The 20,199-nt window shown below is 71.4% G+C and carries 14 protein-coding genes; 8 read left to right on the top strand and 6 right to left on the bottom strand.

Going from position 1 to position 20,199, the window contains the following annotated elements; genetic code table 11:
- Positions 1-9 precede the first annotated feature (9 nt).
- The 4 genes from WMF33_RS30705 to gltB form a co-directional block, all read right to left on the bottom strand.
- On the bottom strand, positions 10-426 hold the full coding sequence (locus WMF33_RS30705; RefSeq protein ID WP_061623306.1) for a hypothetical protein: 417 nt from the start codon (positions 424-426) through the stop codon (positions 10-12).
- A 591-nt stretch (positions 427-1,017) separates the two neighbouring features.
- Entirely contained in the window at positions 1,018-2,019 is a 1,002-nt protein-coding gene (locus WMF33_RS30700) for an MDR/zinc-dependent alcohol dehydrogenase-like family protein (protein ID WP_437331952.1), read from the bottom strand.
- A gap of 8 nt (positions 2,020-2,027) precedes the next feature.
- Entirely contained in the window at positions 2,028-3,467 is a 1,440-nt protein-coding gene (locus WMF33_RS30695; RefSeq protein WP_437331951.1) for a glutamate synthase subunit beta, read from the bottom strand.
- Complete coding sequence (gltB, locus tag WMF33_RS30690) at positions 3,460-8,067, bottom strand: glutamate synthase large subunit (RefSeq protein WP_437331950.1); 4,608 nt, start codon at positions 8,065-8,067, stop codon at positions 3,460-3,462. Before gltB ends, WMF33_RS30695 begins: the two co-directional genes overlap by 8 nt.
- Before the next feature lie 254 nt (positions 8,068-8,321).
- On the opposite strand from gltB, the gene WMF33_RS30685 reads away from it, so the two are divergent.
- Positions 8,322-9,167: a metallophosphoesterase family protein gene (locus WMF33_RS30685; RefSeq protein ID WP_437331949.1), complete on the top strand. Its 846-nt coding sequence runs from the start codon at positions 8,322-8,324 to the stop codon at positions 9,165-9,167.
- Positions 9,168-9,905: a 4'-phosphopantetheinyl transferase family protein gene (locus WMF33_RS30680; protein WP_437331948.1), complete on the top strand. Its 738-nt coding sequence runs from the start codon at positions 9,168-9,170 to the stop codon at positions 9,903-9,905.
- 48 nt (positions 9,906-9,953) lie between these two features.
- On the opposite strand, the gene WMF33_RS30675 is transcribed toward WMF33_RS30680, so the two are convergent.
- The gene (locus WMF33_RS30675; RefSeq protein ID WP_437331947.1) at positions 9,954-11,552 is read right to left on the bottom strand and encodes a metallophosphoesterase; all 1,599 of its coding nucleotides are present in this window, start codon (positions 11,550-11,552) and stop codon (positions 9,954-9,956) included.
- A 269-nt stretch (positions 11,553-11,821) separates the two neighbouring features.
- On the opposite strand from WMF33_RS30675, the gene WMF33_RS30670 reads away from it, so the two are divergent.
- The 6 genes from WMF33_RS30670 to WMF33_RS30645 all read left to right on the top strand — a co-directional run bounded on the left by WMF33_RS30670 (position 11,822) and on the right by WMF33_RS30645 (position 18,992).
- Positions 11,822-13,057 carry a YncE family protein gene (locus WMF33_RS30670; RefSeq protein ID WP_437331946.1) on the top strand — a complete coding sequence of 412 codons (1,236 nt, stop codon included), beginning with the start codon at positions 11,822-11,824 and terminating at the stop codon, positions 13,055-13,057.
- Entirely contained in the window at positions 13,054-13,800 is a 747-nt protein-coding gene (locus WMF33_RS30665) for a c-type cytochrome (protein WP_437331945.1), read from the top strand. The genes WMF33_RS30670 and WMF33_RS30665 overlap by 4 nt, the downstream gene beginning before the upstream one ends.
- An 8-nt stretch (positions 13,801-13,808) precedes the next feature.
- Entirely contained in the window at positions 13,809-14,435 is a 627-nt protein-coding gene (locus tag WMF33_RS30660) for an endonuclease III domain-containing protein (protein WP_437331944.1), read from the top strand.
- Positions 14,436-14,719: 284 nt separating this feature from the next.
- Positions 14,720-15,772 carry a 3-oxoacyl-ACP synthase III family protein gene (locus WMF33_RS30655; RefSeq protein WP_061626547.1) on the top strand — a complete coding sequence of 351 codons (1,053 nt, stop codon included), beginning with the start codon at positions 14,720-14,722 and terminating at the stop codon, positions 15,770-15,772.
- Positions 15,773-15,943: 171 nt separating this feature from the next.
- Positions 15,944-16,753 (top strand): class I SAM-dependent methyltransferase, encoded by an 810-nt coding sequence (locus WMF33_RS30650; protein ID WP_437331943.1) that lies wholly within the window; start codon positions 15,944-15,946, stop codon positions 16,751-16,753.
- A 679-nt stretch (positions 16,754-17,432) separates the two neighbouring features.
- Positions 17,433-18,992 carry a protein kinase domain-containing protein gene (locus tag WMF33_RS30645; protein WP_437331942.1) on the top strand — a complete coding sequence of 520 codons (1,560 nt, stop codon included), beginning with the start codon at positions 17,433-17,435 and terminating at the stop codon, positions 18,990-18,992.
- Positions 18,993-19,227: 235 nt separating this feature from the next.
- Here WMF33_RS30645 and WMF33_RS30640 read toward each other — a convergent pair whose 3' ends face one another.
- Positions 19,228-20,187, bottom strand: a complete 960-nt coding sequence (locus WMF33_RS30640; protein ID WP_437331941.1) for a BON domain-containing protein — start codon at positions 20,185-20,187, stop codon at positions 19,228-19,230.
- Between the last annotated feature and the right edge of the window lie 12 nt (positions 20,188-20,199).

The following is a 20,199-nucleotide window of genomic DNA, read 5'->3' as shown; positions in this document are numbered from 1 at the left end:
CCCGTCGCGTCAACGCCTCAGGCTGGCGAGCGCCGCCCAGAGCGCCAGCGCGCCGATCGCGAGGGTTGCGAGGACGAGCCACAGCGCGCGGCGGCCGCGCGGCGCGAGGGCCCGGAGCTCGCTCGCGAGCTCCGAGAAGAAGCCGAGGCAGCGCCAGGTCCTGGGCCGTACGCCGCGAGGGGGCAGGGGGCTCAGCCCATGACGTCGGACCATATCGAACAGCACGGAGCCGCGCTCCTGGGCGCGCGCGAGGCGCTCCAGCATCTCGCGACGGCAATGAGGGCAGAACGCCGACGCATCCTCCTCGATGCCGTCGAGGCCGAGCTCCCGCAGCTGCTGCTGCTCCCAGCTCTCCCTGGCTTGACGGGCCTCGTCCGAATCGTCCGTCGGGCGGTCGTGATGGTGTGGGCTGTCCTTGGCGCTCATCGATGCTCCTGATCCCTGCCGCAACCTGCGACTCCTACGAGGATCTATTCCAGTCAGCCGGGGGGATTTCTCACGCGTCGTGCTCGGGGGAGCATCCGCAGCCCGGCCGACGGCGCCGAGCTGGCGCCGTTCACGCGAGGGGCGCTCGCGCTCGCGTTCGCGATCCCCTCTTTACGGATGCTCTGAGAATTTCGTTTCGAAATATCGAGGATCTCCGAGCCTGATCCTGGGGTGTGCCGGGGCGCGTCGCTGCACAGCGATCTGCGGCCGCAGCCGCGCACCTCGGGCGTTGGGATGCCGTCGAATCGAAGCAGCGCCCGCCTGGACGCGCGCGGCGCACGGCGCGGTCGGGCCCGCGCTGGAGGCATTGACGCCGATCGAGCGGATCCCGAGTCGCCCGCGCTCGCAGACGAGCACCCCCGGCGCGGGCGCCCCCTGGGCGGACGGACCGCGGCTTCACGGGCAGGGGATGCAGGCGGACGTCGTACCGGTTGAAGGTGGGCGCCCTACCCGGTCGAGGTGGACCGAAGGAGGCCCTACGAGGTGTGTAAATGTTGCGCGATGTGTGTGTTGTCGGGCTCGGGACCGAGCTCAGCGGGTCACGAGCACCTTGAGGGCGCCTGGCGCGGCCGCGGCCCGCAGCGCCTCCTCGGCGCGCTCCAGCGGGAGGCGAGCCGACACGAGCGAGCGCACGTCGACGGTCCGGGCCGCCAGGGCGCGCAGCGCGGGCTCGAACAGCCCGCAGCGCGAGCCGACCACGGTGATCTCGTGGATGACGAGCTCCGCCAGGTGGACGCTGGAGAGCCCGGCGACGGTGCTCTTCAGCACGAGCGTTCCGCGCGGCCGGGTCGCGCGGACCGCCCTCATGAACCCCTCGGCGGTGCCCGTGGCCTCGACCACGAGCTCGGCCGGCTCGCCGGCCCAGGCGCCCTGAGGAGGCGCGGCGCCTCCGACGGCATCGGCGGAGGCCAGCGCGGCCGGGCGCACGAGCTCGGTCGCGATGCCCCGCGCGCGCAGCAGGGCGAGCTTCTCCTCGTGCTTGCCGACCGCGAGGACGCGGGCGCCGGCCTGGTGCAGCACCTGGGCGATGAGCAGGCCGAGCTTCCCGTCGCCGAACACGAGCGCCGAGGTGCCCGGCGCCACGCGCACCTGCTCCAGGATCTCGAACGCCGCCGCGAGCGGCTCGGTGAACACCGCCTCCTCGTCGTCCACCCGGTCGTCCACGGCGTGGAGGTTCGCCACCGGCACCGCGACGCGCTCCGCCAGCGCGCCGTCGGCGCCGGCGATGCCCATCACCGTGCGCGCCGGGCAGTGCCGCCCCAGCCCGCGCGCGCACGCGTCGCAGCGGCCGCACGCGAAGTTGATCTCCCCGACCACGCGACGGCCGCGCCATTCGGCGGGCCCCTCCGCGACCTCCCCGACGAACTCGTGGCCGAGCGTGCCGCGGAAGTCCATGTAACCTTTGGTAATTTCGAGATCCGTGTTGCAGATCCCCGCGCACCGCACCTCGACCACGGCCATGCCGGCCGCGATCGAGGGCGGGGCGCGGTCGGTGACGCGCGCCGCCGTGCCGTCCCAGACCAGCGCTCGCACGGACGAGCCTAGCCCGCCGCGAGCGCCAGCCGGCGCTTCGCCGGCTGCATCAGGTACGCGTCGACCGCCTCGGCGGCCTTGCGCCCCTCCGCGATCGCCCACACGACGAGGCTCTGGCCGCGCGACATGTCGCCGGCGGCGAAGACGCCCTCCACGCTCGTGCGCCCGCCCGGGGCCTTCACGTTGCCGCGCTGGTCCATCGCGACGCCGAGCTGCTCGAGCAACCCCTCGCGCTCGGAGCCGACGAAGCCCATCGCGAGCAGGACGAGCTCGCACTGGATCTCGAACTCGCTCCCGGGGACGGGCACGAACCTCCCGCCTTCCAGGCTCACCCGCGTCGCCTTGAGGGCGCGGACGTTCCCGTGCTCGTCCCCGGCGAACCCGGTGGTCGACACCGACCAGTCGCGCTCGCCGCCCTCCTCGTGCGAGGACGACGTGCGGAGGATGAGCGGCCACGCGGGCCACGGGTTCGTGAGCGAGCGCTGCTCGGGCGGGCGGGGGAGGAGCTCGAGCTGCGTCACGTGCGCCGCGCGGTGGCGGTGGCTCGTGCCGAGGCAGTCCGAGCCGGTGTCGCCGCCGCCGATGACGACCACGCGCTTGCCCGTCGCGAGGATCGCCTCGCTGTCGGGGACCACGTCGCCGGCGACCCGCTTGTTCTGCTGCGTCAGGAAATCCATGGCGAAGTGGATGCCCTTGAGCTCCCGGCCCGGGACCGGCAGGTCGCGCGGCCGGCGCGCCCCGCCGCAGAGCACGATGGCGTCGTACTGCTCGCGCAGCGCGTCGCCGGTGACGTCGACGCCGCAGTGGACGCCCGTGCGGAAGGTCACCCCCTCGGCCTGCATCTGCTCCATGCGGCGGTCGATGAGGTGCTTCTCCATCTTGAAGTCGGGGATGCCGTAACGGAGCAGGCCGCCGATGCGATCGTCGCGCTCGAAGACCGTCACGTCGTGCCCCTTGCGCGCGAGCTGCTGCGCGGCCGCGAGGCCGGCCGGGCCCGACCCGATCACCGCGACCTTCCTGCCCGTGCGCTGCTTCGCGATGACCGGCGCGACCAGACCCCGCTCGAAGGCGCGGTCGGCGACGCCGCGCTCGACGTTCTTGATCGTGACCGGCTTGCCCTCGATGTTCAGCACGCACGCCGCCTCGCAGGGCGCCGGGCACACGCGCCCGGTGAACTCGGGGAAATTGTTCGTCGCGTCGAGCGCCGCGATCGCCTCGGGGAGGCGCTCGCGGAACATGTGATCGTTCCAGTCGGGGATCAGGTTCCCGAGCGGACACCCGTCGTGGCAGAACGGGATGCCGCAGTCCATGCACCGCGCCGCCTGATCGCGCAGCTCGGCGTCGGGGATCGGGAGCTCGAACTCCTGCCAGTCGTTCAATCGCTCGGAGACGGGCCGCTTCTTGATGTCGACCCGCTGGATCTCGAGGAAGCCTCGTACCTTACCCATGGGCGGCCGACCTCTCTCCCGTGCTCGCGGGACCCGCGTTGGCGGGGATGTAACGTCCAGTGGAAACGTAGGGGGTGGAGGGTGAAAGGAGGGACACGATCCCGCTCGACGCGTCGGCCCCGTTCGTCGCGGGCGACGCCGCGGCCTCGAGGGCCCGCCGGTACTCGCTCGGGACGACCTTGACGAACTTCGGCAGGACCGCCTGCCAGGAGTCGAGCAGCTCGGTCGCCTTCCGGCTGCCCGTGCGCCGCACGTGCTCCTCGAGCAGCGCCCGCACCGACTCGGCGTCGGCCGCGGTCATCGTCTCGAGCTGCACCATCTCCTTGTTGCAGCGCGCCTCGAAGAGCGCGTCCTCGTCGAACACGTAGGCGAGCCCGCCGCTCATGCCGGCGCCGAAGTTACGGCCGGTCGTGCCGAGGATGATCACGGTGCCGCCCGTCATGTACTCGCAGCCGTGGTCGCCCACGCCCTCGACGACGGTGGTGGCCCCGCTGTTCCTGACCGCGAAGCGCTCGCCCGCGCGGCCGTTGAAGAACGCGCGGCCGCTCGTGGCGCCGTAGAGCACGACGTTGCCGACGATGACCTGATCGTCCGGCTTGAACGGCGCCACGCTCGGCGGGCGCACCGCCACGACGCCGCCCGACAGGCCCTTGCCGACGTAGTCGTTCGCGTCGCCCTCGAGCTCGAGCGTCATGCCTTGCGAGGCGAAGGCGCCGAAGCTCTGGCCGGCGCTGCCGGCGCACTTCACGACGATGCTGTCCTCGGGCAGCCCGGCGCTGCCGTGGCGGCGCGCGATCTCGCCGCTCAGCATGGCGCCGATCGTCCGGTCCGAGTTCCGCACGCGCGTCTCGATGACGACGGGCGGCCCGCCGTCGATCGCGGCGCGCGCCTGCTCGATGAGCTTGAGGTCGAGCACCCGGTCGAGCTTGTGGTCCTGCGGCTCGACGCAGTGGTTCGGGCTCGTGAGGGCCTCCTTCGGGCGGTAGAGCACCTCGGAGCAGTCGATCTTCCTCGCCTTCGCGTGGAGCCCGGTGCGCCGCTGCACGATGCAGTCCGAGCGCCCGACCATCTCGGTCAGGGTGCGGAAGCCCAGGCTCGCCATGATCTGCCGGAGCTCCTCCGCCACGTAGAAGAAGAAGTTGATGACGTGCTCCGGCGCGCCCGTGAACTTCTTCCGGAGCTCCGGGTCCTGCGTGGCGATGCCCACCGGGCAGGTGTTGAGGTGGCACTTGCGCATCATGATGCAGCCCGTCGCGACGAGCGGCGCCGTGGAGAAGCCGAACTCCTCGGCGCCGAGCAAGGCGGCGAACGCCACGTCCCGGCCGGTCATCAGCTTGCCGTCGGTCTGCACGATGGCGCGGCCGCGGAGCCCGTTCATCACGAGCACCTGGTGCGCCTCGGCGAGCCCGAGCTCCCACGGCACGCCCGCGTGGTGGATCGACGTGAGCGGGGAGGCGCCGGTGCCGCCCGAGTCGCCGCTGATCAGCACCACGTCGGCGTGCGCCTTCACCACGCCCGCGGCGATGGTGCCGACGCCCGCCTCGGCGACGAGCTTCACGCTGATGCGCGCCTTCGAGTTGATGTTCTTCAGGTCGAAGATGAGCTGCGCGAGATCCTCGATCGAGTAGATGTCGTGGTGCGGCGGCGGCGAGATCAGCGTCACGCCGGGCGTCGAGTGGCGCACCTTCGCGATCACCGCGTCGACCTTGTGGCCCGGGAGCTGGCCGCCCTCGCCGGGCTTGGCCCCCTGCGCCATCTTGATCTGCAGCTCGTCGGCGTTGACGAGGTACTCGGCCGTGACGCCGAACCGCCCCGACGCGACCTGCTTCACCGAGCTCCGCTTCGAGTCGCCGTTCGCCAGCCGGAGGAAGCGCGCCGGGTCCTCGCCGCCCTCGCCGGTGTTCGACCGCGCGCCGATGCGGTTCATCGCGACGGCGAGGGTCTCGTGCGCCTCCTTCGAGATGCTCCCGAAGGACATGGCGCCCGTGGCGAAGCGCTTGACGAGCGAGGCGGCGGGCTCGACCTCCTCGATCGGCACCGGCGGGCCCGCGGGCCTCAGGTCCCACAGCCCGCGGAGCGACATCGGGTGCTCCTGCTGCTCGTTGATGATCGCCGCGTACTCGGCGTAGCTCTTCGCGTCGTCGAGGCGGACCGCCCGCTGGAGCGATGAGATCGACTGCGGCGTCCAGAGGTGCCGCTCGCCGAACACGCGGAAGTGGTGGTGGCCGCCGACGTCGAGGTGCGCGCGCGCCCGCTCGCCGTACGCCGCCTGGTGGCGCGCCAGCGCCTCCTCCGCGATCTCGCGCAGCCCGACGCCGCGGACGCGCGACGCCGTGCCGGTGAAGTACGCGTCGATGACGATCTGGTCGATGCCGATCGCCTCGAAGATCTGCGCGCCCTGGTAGCTGGACAGCGCGCTGATCCCCATCTTCGACATGATCTTCAGGATGCCCTTCTTGAGCCCCTTCACGTACCGCGAGCTCGCCGCGGACGGCGACAGGTCGGGGCCGAGGGTCTTGTCGCGGCACATCGCCGCGATCGACTCGAACGCGAGGTACGGGTTCACCGCGCCGGCGCCGTAGCCGATGAGCAGCGCCATGTGGCCGACCTCGCGCGCCTCGCCGGTCTCCACGATGATGCCGGCGCGCGTGCGCGTCCCCTCGTTGATGAGGTGGTGGTGCACGGCGCCCACGGCGAGCAGGCTCGGGATGGGGGCGAGCGTCTCGTCGATGCCGCGGTCGCTGAGGATGAGGATGCTCGCGCCGTCGGCGATCGCGCGGCTCGCGTCCTTGCAGAGCTTCGCGAGCGCGCTGCGCAGGTTGTCCTCCGGGTCGCCGTCGACCGAGAAGTACATGGGCAGCGTGGCCGCGCGGAAGTCGGGGAAGACGTTCTTGCGCAGCTTCGAGAGGTCGTCCTGCGTGAGGATCGGGTGCGGCAGCTCGAGCATCCGACACTGGCGGGGCGTCTCCTCGAGGAGGTTGCCCTCGCCGCCGACGCAGCTCACGAGCGACATCACGATCTCCTCGCGGAGCGGGTCGACCGGCGGGTTCGTGACCTGCGCGAACAGCTGCTTGAAGTAGCGGAAGAGCAGCTGGGGCTTCTCGGAGAGGACGGCGAGCGGGATGTCGATGCCCATCGAGCCCACCGGCTCCTCGCCGAGGGTCGCCATCGAGGCGAGGATCATCCGCAGGTCCTCGTCGGTGTAGCCGAACGCCTGCTGCAGGGTCCGGAGATCCGAGTGCGGGATGGTGTAGAGGCTCGGCACGTCCTCGAGGGCGCGCAGGTCGATCTTGTTCTCGGCGACCCACGCCGCGTACGGCTTCTGGGTCGCGACGCGGCGCTTGATCTCGTCGTCGCTGACGACGCGGCCCTCGCTCGTGTCGACGAGGAACATCTTGCCCGGCTGGAGGCGCCCCTTCTGGATCACGCGCGCCGGCTCGATGTCGAGCACGCCGAACTCGCTCGCGAGCACGACGAGGCCGTCGCTCGTCACGACGTACTTCGCCGGGCGCAGCCCGTTGCGGTCGAGCGTCGCGCCGATCAGCCGTCCGTCCGTGAAGCACAGCGCCGCGGGGCCGTCCCAGGGCTCGATGAGGCAGCCGTGGTACTCGTAGAACGCCTTCTTCTCGGCCGACATGTCCGGGTCGAGCGCCCAGGCCTCGGGGACGAGCATCATCATCACGTGCGGCAGCGACCGGCCGCTCGCGAGCAGGAAGTCGACCACGTTGTCGAGCGCGGCCGAGTCGGACCCGCCCGCGCGGATGATCGGCTTGAAGTCCTCGATCGCGTTCGCGAACACATCGCTCTTGAGGAGCGCCTCGCGCGCCGACATCCACGCGGTGTTGCCGCGGAGCGTGTTGATCTCGCCGTTGTGCGCGATGACCCGGTACGGGTGCGCGCGCTCCCACGTGGGGAAGGTGTTCGTCGAGAAGCGCGAGTGCACCATCGCGAGCCGCGACACGGTGCGCTTGTCGGACAGATCGGGGTAGAACGCCGCGACCTGCTCCGCGAGCATCAGGCCCTTGTAGACGACCGTCCGCGACGAGCAGGAGGCGAGGTAGAAGTCGTCCGAGTGGGCGGTGCGGCCGGCGCGCTTGCGGATCGCATAGAGGACCTGCTCGAAGGACTGGCGGGGCGCGACCCTGCCGATGAACAGCTGGCGGATCGCCGGGCGCGAGTCGCGCGCGACCGGGCCGATCGCCCCGTCGTCGATGGGGACGTCGCGCCAGCCGAGGACGCGCTGGCCGTGGTGCACGACCGCCGCCTCGAGGATCGCCTCGCACTGGCGGCGCCGGGACGGGCTCTGCGAGAAGAACGCCGTCGCGACCGCGTAGTCGCCGGGAGGAGGCAGCGCGATGCCCAGGGAAGCTAGGGAGGCGGCGTACAGCTCGTGCGGGATCTGGAGGAGGATGCCCGCGCCGTCGCCGGTGCAGGGGTCGCAGCCCGCGGCGCCGCGATGGGTTAGATTTTCGAGGATCTCGAGCGCTTGGCAAACGACCTCGTGCGTCGCTTCACGGCGGAGCGTGGCGACGAATCCGAGACCGCATGCGTCGTGTTCGAAAGCCGGATCGTAAAGACCTTGTCGTTGGGGCAGAGGCATGGTGCTGACTTCACACGCGCGTAGCACATGTTGCACAAGGATTGGAGCCCTAGTTAATGCGGCGCGCCAGCTCACCCGGAACCGGGCGCAAAACCCGGGGGGAGCGGCCCCCCTCTCCCCGGGCCGGATGGGCCGCTCCCCGGGCCGGATGGGCCGCGGCGCGCGGGCGCGCGGCAGTGGACGCCCGTCGCCGCCCGTGGTGAAGGTGGGCATGGCCGGCCTGCTGGCCCGGCCGCCGGCGATGTGTCATTAGCATGAAGCTCTTCGCACTCAGTGATCTCCACGTCGGCTATGCGGAGAACCGCTGGGCCCTCGAGCGCGTGACGCCGCGCCCGAACGACTGGCTGATCCTCGCCGGCGACCTCGGGGAGACGGAGCAGCACCTGCTCTACGTGCTCGACACGCTGGGCCCCCGGTTCAAGCAGCTCGTGTGGGCGCCGGGCAACCACGAGCTCTATACGATGCCGAGTGAGCGGGGCGGGCCGCGCGGCCCGGCCCGCTACGATCGGCTGGTCGAGCTATGCCGGAGCCGCGGGGTGATTACGCCCGAGGACCCGTACGTGCTTTGGGAGGGTGAGGGCGGGCCCCACGTGCTGGCGCCGATGTTCCTGCTCTACGACTACAGCTTCCGGCCGGCCGGCGTGGCCGAGCTCGACGCGGTGGCGTGGGCGATGGAGAGCGGCGTCCTCTGCAGCGACGAGGAGCTGCTCGACCCGGCCCCGTACGCGAGCCGGCCTGAGTGGTGCCGGGCCCGCCTCGCCGAGACCGAGGCCCGACTCGCCGCGATCGAGGCGCACCCCACGGTGCTCATCAACCACTTCCCGCTGCGGGAAGAGCTCGTGCGCCTGCGGCACATCCCGCGCTTCTCGATCTGGTGCGGGACGCGGCGCACGCACGACTGGCACACGCGCTTCCGCGCGCGGGTGGTCGTCTCAGGCCACCTCCACATCCCCCGCACCGACTGGATCGATGGTGTTCGTTTCGAGGAGGTTTCGTTCGGCTACCCGCGCCAGCGGCCCATCGGCCTCACCGCCGACAGCTGCCTTCGGGAGATCCTGCCGGGGCCCGCGGCCGCGGCGCCGCTGCCGGGGACGACGTAGATGCTCGAGATCGACCCCGGCGCCGCGCACCTCTGGTACGTCTTCTGCGAGCCGGTCCGCGACCAGGCGCTGCTCGCGGCGTACCACCGGCTGATGGCGCCGGACGAGGCGGCGCAGCAGGCGCGCTTCCTGTTCGCCGAGAACCGGCACGAGTACCTGCTCACGCGCGCGCTCGTGCGCACGACCCTCTCGAAGTACGTGGACGTCGCGCCCGAGGCGTGGACGTTCGTCCGGAACGAATTTGGCCGGCCGCAGATCGCGGGGCCGCCGGGGGTGCCGCCGCTGCGGTTCAACCTGTCGAACACGCGGGGGCTCATCGCCTGCCTGGTCGCGCTGGACCGCGACGTGGGGGTCGACGTCGAGGACACCGAGCGCTCGAGCAGCGCGGTGGACATCGCCGACCGCTTCTTCTCGCCCGCCGAGGTGCGCGCGCTGCGCGCGCTGCCGCCCGAGAGGCAGCGCGCGCGCTTCTTCGAGTACTGGACGCTCAAGGAGTCGTACATCAAGGCGCGCGGGATGGGGCTCGCGATCCCGCTCGACCAGTTCTCGTTCCACCTCGACGACGGGCCGTCGATCGGCATCTCGTTCGATCCGCGGCTCGGCGACGATCGCTCGGCCTGGCAGTTCGCGCTCTACCAGCCCTCGGCGCGGCATACGATGGCCGCCGCCATCCGCACGGGCGGCGCGCCTCCGCTGACGATCGAGCTCCGGGAGACGGTGCCGCTCCGCGACGGATGAGCGGCGGCCGACGGATGAGCGGCGGCCGAGGCCGCCCGCGCGGTGCCGTCAGTCCGGCCGCGCGATCGAGAGCTCGACGTTGCGCCACGAGGGCTCGCCGCTGCCGTCGCTGCCGAAGCCGGAGGTGACGTCGACGACGGCGCGGCGGCGCCCCTCGGCGGCGACCGGATCGCCGTCGACGGCGTAGTCGAGGGCGACCCCGCGGATGGCGACGGCGCCGTTGTCCTCGTCCCAGATCTCGATGACGCGGACCTGGTGGGGGTAGTCGGCGAGCGCGGAGGTCTCGAGCTCCCAGTAGGCGTGCCCGCCGCTCGGCGTCACCGGGGTCACCCGGTGCACGTGCGTGTGGCCCGCGAGGTGGAGGAGCACGTTGTCGTAGCCGCCGACGAGCGACTGCCACGCCTCGACGGTGAGCGCGCCGGGCACGGCGGGGGTGCCCGTCGCGGCGAAGGAGCCGTCCCCGAGCAGGCGCGACGCGTGGTGGGACGCGAGGACGACCCACCTGCGATCGCGCCGCGCGCGGTCGAGGGCCGGGCGGATGAACCGGTCGACGTCGTCCTGGAGGATCACGCCGCCCGGGCCGCCGGTCTCGGCGGCGGTGTCGAGCACGATGACGCGCACGGGCGTGTCCTTCACGTCGAACTCGTAGAACGCCTTCCCGTACGCCTGCGCGTCGGGTCCGATCCCGTGCCCGTCGCCCGCCGCCGCCAGCTGATCGAGCAGCGCGGGGCGGCTCAGGAGCGCCCTCCGCGGATCGGGGACGACCTCGCCGGTGACCACCGGACCGCCGGGGAGCGCCCAGTTGCGCGTCCCGCCGTCCGCGATGTTCCCCGTCGCGATCGCGGCGCGGGTGTCCACCGGGAAGTTCCCCTGGTGCAGGACGTCGTGGTTGCCGGTCACCCAGCGCCACGGCACGAGCAGCCCCTCGGCGACGAACGGATCCTTGGGATCGTTGTCCGGCCCCTGGACGGGATCGTCGTCGTCGCCCGAGTCGCACTCGACGCGCTCGGCGCCGTCGAGGATGGCCGTGAACCACGCGATCTCGTTGGTCTGCGCGCTGTCGGCGTTGTCGCCGCCGAGCAGCACGAAGTCGAGCGGCGTGCTCCGGTGGAACGCGTTGATCGTGCGGACGGCGGCGTTCAGGATCCGGCACTCGTGCCCTTCCTGCGGGCGGAAGGCCGAGCCGATCGCGGGCGAGTCGAAGATCGCGAGCCGCGCGGGCGACTCGTCGTCGGCGAGCTGGGTGTCGGCGAGGTGCACGAACCGCGTGAGCAGCCTCGGCCGCGGGCCGCGCGGCGGCGGCGGCGCGCCGTCGAGCGTCGCCGGCGCGAGCGGCAGCCCCGGCCCGATCTCGAGCTCGCCGTAGCCCTCCGCGAGCATCTGCTCGATCTCCGCCGGCACCGCGGGGTTCCTGTCCGGCGGATCGACGACCGCGGCGCGCGGCACGAGGGTGCGCTCGGTCGTCAGCGGCGGCGCGTCGGCGAGCGCCGGCAGCGGCGTCGGCGCGGGCGCGACGGGCTCCTCCGCCGCGCAGGCCGCCACGAGCGCGAGGGACAGGACCGCCGCTGGGCCACCTCGGCGCGCGCGCGCGCCGAGCGATCGGACGAGCTCCACCGTTACCGTGCTCCCTGCTCGTGTCTGGCTCATCGCTTCCTTACATGACAAGACAGCAGCGCCTGATCAAGAAATGTTCATTCGAGCGGTAGCGCTCGTGATTTCGGTCGCCATCAGGCAATGAAAATAGACTTTCCGGAATGCGGGTTAACCAACCCACGTGACACGGCTGGCGCCGCGCGGCGTCACGTTGATGCGCACGGGCGGGCTGAACCATGGTAGGGCGGAGCCGCGGCCAGCGCGCCGGCGGCTGCTAGGATGCGGCGCGTCCGGGCGCCGGGCGCTCCTCTCGAGGTCATCACATGGTCCTTTCGCGATTTGTGGGCTTCGTGCTCGCGGCGGTGGCGCTGGCGGGCTGCGGCGAGCCCGATCCCATCATCGAGACCCATTACGGTGCTTACGAGGGGGACGCCTATCCGGATCGGCGCCCGAAGATCACGGTTCCGGAGGGGGGCATGGGCGTGGTGACCGATAGCCGCTCCGACACGCTCTCCCTCATCTCGCTCGCGACGGGGGAGCGGTTCGGCGTTTACCCGGTGGGCCGCGATCCGGTGACGGTCGACGGGCCTCACCATGTCGCCGTGGACGCCCCGGGAAACGCGGTCTATGTCGCGCTGTCGTACCCTGTCCTCGCCGGCACGATCGGCCCCCACGCGAGCCACGGATCGAGCGCGATGGCCGGCTATGTCCAGAAGCTCGCGCTCGACGACATGCGCGTCCTCGGGCAGGTGCGCATCGAGCCCAACCCGGGCGACATCGTGATCTCCGAGGATGGCGGCCGCGTGGTCGCCTCTCATTACGATCTCAAGCGCGCGATCGACAACCCCCAGGACATCGAGGCGGCGCGCTCGTCCCTCGCCGTGATCGATCCCGACGAGATCTCGCGCTCGGGCTCGGCCCAGCCGGTGCTCATCCCGACCTGCATCGCCGCCCACGGGATCGCCCTCTCGCGCCCGGACGGCGCCCGCGCCTACGTCGCCTGCGAGGGGGAGGACGCCCTCGCGGTCGTCGACCTGACCGACCCCGGCGCCGAGGTGAAGCGCGTGCCCGTGGGGCCGAGCCCGGCCGTGTGGGTCCCCTCCTACGGCCCGTATGCCGCGGTCATGTCCCCGGATCAGAAGACCATCGCGGTGAGCAACACCCGCAGCCGGGATGTGCGCTTCTTCGATGTCGCGTCGGAGTCGTTCAGGGAGCCCCAGTCCATCCTGACGCTGCAGGGCGCGCCGTACTTCGTCGCGTGGACCCCCGACGGGAGCCGCCTCTACGTGCCGACCCAGGCGCCCGACGCGATCGCGCTCATCGATGTGGCGAACGGCAACGCCGAGGTCGCCTACCGCGATCTCTCCGGGGACTGCGAGAAGCCGCACGTCGTCGATTACGACGGGGGAGACGGGCTCTTCCTCGTCTGCGAGGGCGATCAGACCGAGACCCCCGGCAAGGTGCTCCGGCTCGATCCCGAGACGCTGGAGACGCGCAGCGAAGCCGAGGTGGGCCTCTTTCCCGACGCGTTCGCGCGCGTCGCCGCGGAGGCGCCGTGAGGCCGCGCTCCCTCGCCCTCGCCGCGCTCGCCTGCGCGGCGCTCGCCTCTGGCTGCACGAGCGATCCGGAGACGAAGATCGTCGACGCGACGGCCGTGGACCACGGCGCGGCGCTCTTCCGGGACCCCTCGATCGCGGAGACGCGCTTCAATCGTTATTCATGCTCGACGTGCCATGAAGCGATCGCCGGGGAGGCGGGGGACGCCATGCTCCCCGGCGCCCCGCTCGCCGGCGCCGTGGATCGCCCGCATTACTGGGGTGGTCAGGAGGTCGATCTCCTCGGCGCGATCAACCATTGCCTCTATTACTTCATGACCAAGGACCTGCCCTGGGCCGCGGACGACCCCGCTGCCCAGGCCATGTACGCCTACCTGGAATCGCTGCCCAGCGACGGCGACGCGGCCGAGGCCGTCCCGTTCACGCCGGTCTACGGGCTGAGGGAGCCGCCGCCCGGCGATCCGGGGAAGGGCGCGCTTATCCACGATCGCGCCTGCGCCTCGTGCCACGGGCGCGCTCGTTCCGGGGAAGGGCGGCTCGTCGAGCGGGCGCCGGCGCTGCCCGATCAGACGCTCGAGGAGCACCCGCTCGGCGAGTACACCGAGCGCGAGCGGCGGCTGGTCTTCGTCGAGAAGGTCCGCCACGGCGGCTTCATCGGCTACGGCGGGCAGATGCCGCCCTTCTCCCTCGAGGTCCTCTCCGACGAGCAGTTCGGCGATCTCCTCTCGTTCTACGAGCTGCCCTGACACCGCCCGTGAAGCGCGCCGAGAAAGCCGCGAGGATCGCCGAGATCCTCGATCGATTGTACCCGCAGCCGGCCATTCCGCTGATCCACGAGGGCCCGTATTCGCTGCTCGTCGCGGTGATGCTCAGCGCGCAGACCACGGACAAGATGGTCAACGCGGTGATGCCGGCGCTCCTCGCGCGCGCCCGGACGCCCGCCGAGATGGCGGCCGTGCCGACCGAGGAGATCGCCGAGCTCATCCGGAGGATCGGGTTCGCGCCCACGAAGGCGAGGCACCTGAAGGCGCTGAGCGAGCGGCTCGCGGTCGAGCACGGCGGCGTCGTCCCCGCCTCGTTCGAGGCCCTGGAGGCCCTGCCGGGGGTCGGTCACAAGACCGCCTCGGTGGTCATGGCGCAGGCCTTCGGCCACCCCGCCTTCCCGGTCGACACCCACATTCACCGGCTCGCGTCGCGCTGGGGGCTGTCGTCCGGGAAGAACGTCGTCGAGACGGAGCGCGACCTGAAGCGCACGTTCCCGCCCGAGCAGTGGAACAAGCTCCACCTGCAGCTCATCTACTTCGGCCGCGAGCGCTGCCCGGCGCTGCGCCACGACACGGCCGGCTGCCCGATATGCAGCTGGGCCGCGCGCCGGCGTTGAGGCGCGGCGCTCGCCGGCTGGTGACCGGCGGCCGGCGACCGGCGCCGTCTGACCACCACCGCCGTCCGGCCCGGCTCGGCGGCGGCCCAGCGCCCCCAGGAAGGCGGCAGGCTATCCGGAGCGCCGGCGGCCGTCAAGCTGGGCGCACCGCTCCGGCGGCGGCCTGAATGCGGCGGCGGGGGCGTGCGGCTCGCCGCGTCGCGCCGCTCGGTTTCGGGCGCGGCCTCGTGCGGTTCCCGGTCGCCGCGGGCGTGCGGTTCGAGTAAGGCAGCTCTGTGGCAAAGATGGGATTTGAGATCATCGGGACCGGGCACTACGTGCCCGGCGAACCTGTCACCAACGACGACCTCGCGCGGGTGATCACGACCTCCGACGAGTGGGTTTACCAGCGCTCCGGCATCCACCAGCGACATTACGCGCCGGACGGAGTCGGCGTGAGCGATCTGGCGTGCGAGGCGGCGAAGCGCGCTATCGAGTCCGCGCGGATTTCACCGTCGGAAATCGATTACATCCTTTTTGCCACGATGACGCCGGACTACATCTTTCCCGGCTCCGGGGCGCTGCTCGGCGCGAAGCTGGGCATCCCGGGCGTCCCTGCGCTCGATATCCGGCAGCAGTGCGCCGCGATGCTGTTCGGCCTCCAGACGATCGATGGGCTCATCCAGACCGGGGCCGCCAAGACCATCCTGTTCGTGGGCGCCGAGGCGCACGCCGGCTTCATGCCCTGGGAGGACTGGGGAGCGCTCGACCCGAAGAACGGCCGGTCCGCCACGCCGGAGGCGCGGGCGCGCGCCGACCGCCACCGGAACCTCGCGGTCCTGTTCGGGGACGGATCGGGCGCGCTCGTCCTTCGCGCGACCGACCGCGACGCGGGCCTGCGCGGCAACAAGATCTGTTCTGACGGGCGCTTCGCCGAGCTCCTCTACGTGCCCGGGGGCGGCTTCCGCTCGCGGCCGTACTGGAAGCAGAGCTCGTTCGAGGACGACGCCCACATCCCCCGCATGGACGGCCGCGAGCTCTTCAAGTTCGCGGTGACCAAGCTCCCGGCGACCGCGCGGGAGCTCTGCGCCTCGCAGGGCGTCACGCTCGAGCAGATCGACGTGTTCCTGGCGCACCAGGCGAACGGCCGCATCAACGAGCACATCCGCAAGGACCTCGGCGTGCCGGTCGAGAAGCTCCCGAGCAACATCGACCGATTCGGCAACACGAGCGGGGCCACCGTGCCCATCCTCATCGACGAGGAGATGCGCGCCGGCAGGGTGAAGAAGGGCCAGCTCGCCATGGTGCTCGCGCTCGGGACCGGCGTCCACTGGGGCTGCGCGCTCTGGAAGCTCTGAGCTGAGCGGCTGTACATAAATCGCCGGCCCGGCGCCCTGCTGGGCCTGGCACCGTTCTCGCTTCGCCTCCGGGCCGGCGGAGGGGTGCGCCGGTCTGAACCGTCAGATCCCGCCGGATCCTCTGGATCCCGCGCGCCTCGGCCGCCTGAGCAGGGAAGGAGCGCGGCGGGGGTGCACAGCGCGAATCAGCTGGTGCGGTCCGTGTACGACCGGATCGCGGAGCGGTACGACGACCGATGGGGGCGCCACATGAGGGAGCCTCAGGATCGGCTCACGGCGGGGCTCGGGCTCGTCCCCGGCGCGCGGTGCGCCGACCTCGGGTGCGGCACGGGGATCGAGACCGTGGAGATGCTCCGGCGGGTCGCGCCCGGCGAGGTCGTGGGCGTCGACTGCTCCGAGGAGATGCTCCGGGCCGCCCGGGCCCGCGCCCGGGCCGCTGGGCTCGCGCTCTCGACGAGGCGCGCCGAGGCCGAGCTCTTCATCCGCCGCGCGGAGGCGTCGAGCTTCGATGTCGTCACGCTGCGCTTCTGCCTCGCCTACCTGGACTGGCGGTCGGCGCTGCCGTGCCTCGGGCGGATGGTCCGGCCCGGCGGTCGCGCGGGGGTCCTGACGAACCTCTCGAGCAGCACGCCGCAGGCCTACGCGGTCTATTGCCGGATGGTCGACGAGCTCAACCTGGGACGGGTGGAGCTGCCGGTCCCGGACAGCCCCGGGCAGGTCAGCGAGGCGCTCCAGCGCGGCGGGCTCCGCACCGTCGAGGCGTGGACCCACCGGTTCCGGCTGTGGTTCGGCGCCGGGGCGCAGGTGGCGAGCTGGCTGCAGGAGAGCGGGTTCGTGACCCACGCCGCGCTGCGGGAGTTCCCTCCGGAGGTGCTCCAGCCGCTCTGCGACGAGTTCGCGGCCCGGCTGGAGGCCTACCGGGAGCCCGACGGCATCCCGCTCGACTTCGAGCTCGCCGGCGTCGTCGCCGCCCGGCGATAGCGCCGCAGCGCGGCCAGCGCGCTGTCGCGCTCGGCAAGGAGCGCTGTCAAATTTTCGACCGAACGCGCCGTGGCGCGTTGCACGCGGCGTTGTCTTTGTTACGTTTGAATCACCGCCTGCGGCGAGCCCCGCGTCGGCAGTGCGGTCCACCTGGCGCCGTCGCCGGCAGGGGAGCCGCATCACGGCTCGGCTGCACCGGCTCCCCTCCGGCGAGCGTCCGTCGAAAGAAGCGCGAAGGGGTCGCACGAAAGCGACCCACGAGCAGCGATCAACGGGGAAAACGCGGCGGCCGCGCGGAATGCGCGACCATCGAGCAGCACAGGTGCGTGACACGCGCGACGCGCGCGACACGCGACACGCGCTGCTCGAGGGCCCCGCGCGCGTGAGCCCGCGCGCGTGAGTACGTGTGTTCGGATGTCGTTTTGCATCTCTCTCGACCACACGGTTCCAGGTTTTTCACTTCACCGGGCGCTGGTGCGCCTGTTGGCCCCGATGACGACAACGCAAACTCTTCGTATTGACTCGGACGCACAATTAATGAATTTTGCATACTGAGGTGGGTGTGATCGGAGAACACGGAGCGTCGATCCTCAGAGACACGCCGACCCAGCTTGGGCTCGGCCGATATCGTCCGATTGCGAAGCTCGGCCGCGGGGGGATGGCGGACGTCTTCCTCGCCATGGCTCACGGTCCGGCCTCCGTGAACAAGCTGGTCGTCGTCAAGCGCCTCCGCAGCTTCGCGGACGAGGAGGATCGTCAGGTCCTCATGTTCATGGACGAGGCCAAGCTCTCGGCGCGCATGAACCACCCGAACGTCGTCCAGACCTACGAGGTCGGCAGCGACCAGGAAGGGTACTTCATCATCATGGAGTACCTCGAGGGCCAGCCGCTGAAGCGGGTCATGAAGGCGGCCATGGATCGGGCGTCCGGCACCGGCGGGCTGGTGCGCGGCACGTGGATCCGGATCGTCGCCGAGGTGCTGCGCGGCCTTCATTACGCGCACGAGCTCTGCGATTTCGATGGCAAGCCGCTCGGGATCGTGCATCGCGACGTCTCCCCGCACAACATCTTCATCACGTACGACGGCGCGGTGAAGCTCGTCGATTTCGGCGTGGCCAAGGCCGCCGTCAACTCCTCCAACACGGAGAGCGGGACCTTCAAGGGCAAGCTCACCTATATGGCGCCCGAGCAGGTCACGGCGGGCAAGACGGTGGATCGCCGGGCGGACGTCTTCGCGGTGGGCGTCGTGTTCTGGGAGCTCCTCGCCGGGCGGCGGCTGTTCGAGGGCGACCAGATCACCGTGATGCATCAGCTCCTCTTGGGGAAGATTCCGCGCCTCTCGACCGTCGTGCCGGGGATCCCGATCGCGCTCGACCAGATCGCCGCGAAGGCCCTGGAGCGCGATCCGTCGAAGCGCTTCGCGACGGCGCAGGAGATGTGCGACGTGCTCGAGAGCTACCTGCAGTGGTCGGGCGAGGACGTGCGCGGGGAGTTCCTCGGCGCCTGCATGCGGGGCATCTTCGCGGAGAGCAGGGCCAGCATCCGCCAGCAGGTCAAGGCGCAGATCGAGCGGGTGACGAGCTCGATGATGATGAGCGAGGGCTCGGGCCAGGTGACGTTGAGCGGAATCGGCCTCTCGGCGGGTCCCACGAGCTCTCGCTCGGGCAGCAGGCTCCCCTACGTCGGCGAGCCCAGCAACTCGGGCGTCGAGCGGGGCTCGGGCGTCGAGCGGGGCTCGGGCATCGAGCGGGGCTCGGGCATCGAGCGGGGCTCGGGCGTCGAGCGGCCCAGGACGCCGGTGAGCGACTCGGTCAGCCTGCGCGCGACCACGTCGGTGCCCTCGACGCCCTCGAGGCGCGGCTACCTGCTCGGGGCCTCCGGGCTCGCCGTGCTGGCCGCGGTGGCCGGGGGCGCGTTGCTCGTCGCGAGCAAGCACGCGCCCGCGGTCGAGCCTCCGGTGGCCGCCGCCGCTGCGCGCGGCGCGGAGGCCGTGGAGGCCGTCGAGAAGAAGCCGCAGGAGGCCCCCAAGGTGAGCGTGGTGATCGCGAGCGACCCGCCCGACGCCACGGTGAGCTGGAAGGGGACGACGCTCGGCAAGACGCCGCTCAAGACCGAGCTGCCCGTGGGCACGCAGGTCGTGGTCGTGTCCCGGTCCGGCAGCTTCGATGAGACGATCATGCTGACGCTCACCCCGGACGAGTCGGTCGAGCGCTCCGTCAAGCTGCGGCCCACGAACTGAACGGCCGAGTCCAGGCGGCGCTCCACGGCCGAGAGCACCCCTGGGGGCGAAGGCGGGTAGGGCACCGCCGAGCCAAGGAGAAGAGAGAAGCGAAAGGGAACCACCGAGGCACAGAGGGCACAGAGGAAGGAGAGAGAAAGGCCAATTTCTCTCTCCTCTGTGCCTCTGCGACTCTGTGGTTCAAACTCTTCCCCTCTCGGCGTGCCCGGCGCTCACGGCAGCTGGAGAGGCGAGGTCACGGCGATGATCCGTAGCGGATCTGGGAGATCACCTTGGTGACGCCCTTGGCTTCCAGGGCCTCCTTCACCGCCTCGGTCGCCTCCTTCACGCTGGCGACGTTGCCTTGCAGCGTGACCACCCCGTTGTGCACCGTCACGCTCAGCTTCTTCACCGTTTCGTGGTCGCTGTCCGCGAGCTTGCCGCCCACCTCGTTGCGGAGCGCCTCGTCGGCCAGCCGCTCGCCCGAGCCCTTCGCCTCCTTGGTGGCGACGACCGAGCCGTCGCGGTTGAAGCTGACCTGGTAATCGTTGTCCTTCGCCTCCTGCGTCCACGCATCGCGCGTGCTCGCGGCGGCGCCTCCAGCCTGATCCTTGTCCCTGGCACCGCCGGTCTGTCCCTGCGCCTCGCGGCCTTGCGTGTGGCCCTGCGCCTCGCGGCCTTGCGCCTGCCCCTGCGCCGCTCGGCCTTGCGTCTGCCCCTGCGCCTCGCGGCCTTGCGTGTGGCCCTGCGCCTCGCGGCCTTGCGTCTGTCCCTGCGCCGCGCCCTGGTCCCTGGGGGTCGGCGTCGGCGCCGCCTGCTCGCGCGCGCCCGAGCCCCGATCGCCCTTGAGCGCGCCGGTCTGCTCGCCGACCCGGTTCATCTGCTCGTTCGCCTCGCGGCCCACCTCACGCCCTCGCTCGGCCAGCTGCTCGGCCTTCTCGCCCACGCGCTCGGCCTGCTCGCGCGCTTCCCGGCCGAGCTCCTGGCCCTCCCGGGCGAGCTGCTCGGCCTTGTCGCCCACGCGCTCGGCCTGCCCGCGCGGCTCCTGGCCGGGCTTCTGGTTCTGGCCTTCGGGCGGCGCGATCTTGTCGCCCGTGGCCCGGTCCCCCGGCTCGCGGACCGCTCCCTCCGCTCTCTCGCTCTCGCTCCTGCACGCGGTGCCGACGAGGGCGATCGCAAGGACGGTTGCGCCGGAGAACCAGCGTATTCTGCTCATCGTGCAGCGATA

The sequence above is a fragment of the Sorangium sp. So ce394 genome (genome assembly GCF_051474665.1).
Taxonomy (GTDB): Bacteria; Myxococcota_A; Polyangia; order Polyangiales; family Polyangiaceae; genus Sorangium; species Sorangium cellulosum_D.
Note: the sequence above shows the minus strand (reverse complement) of the source record. Positions and strands in the feature narration are given on the sequence as shown.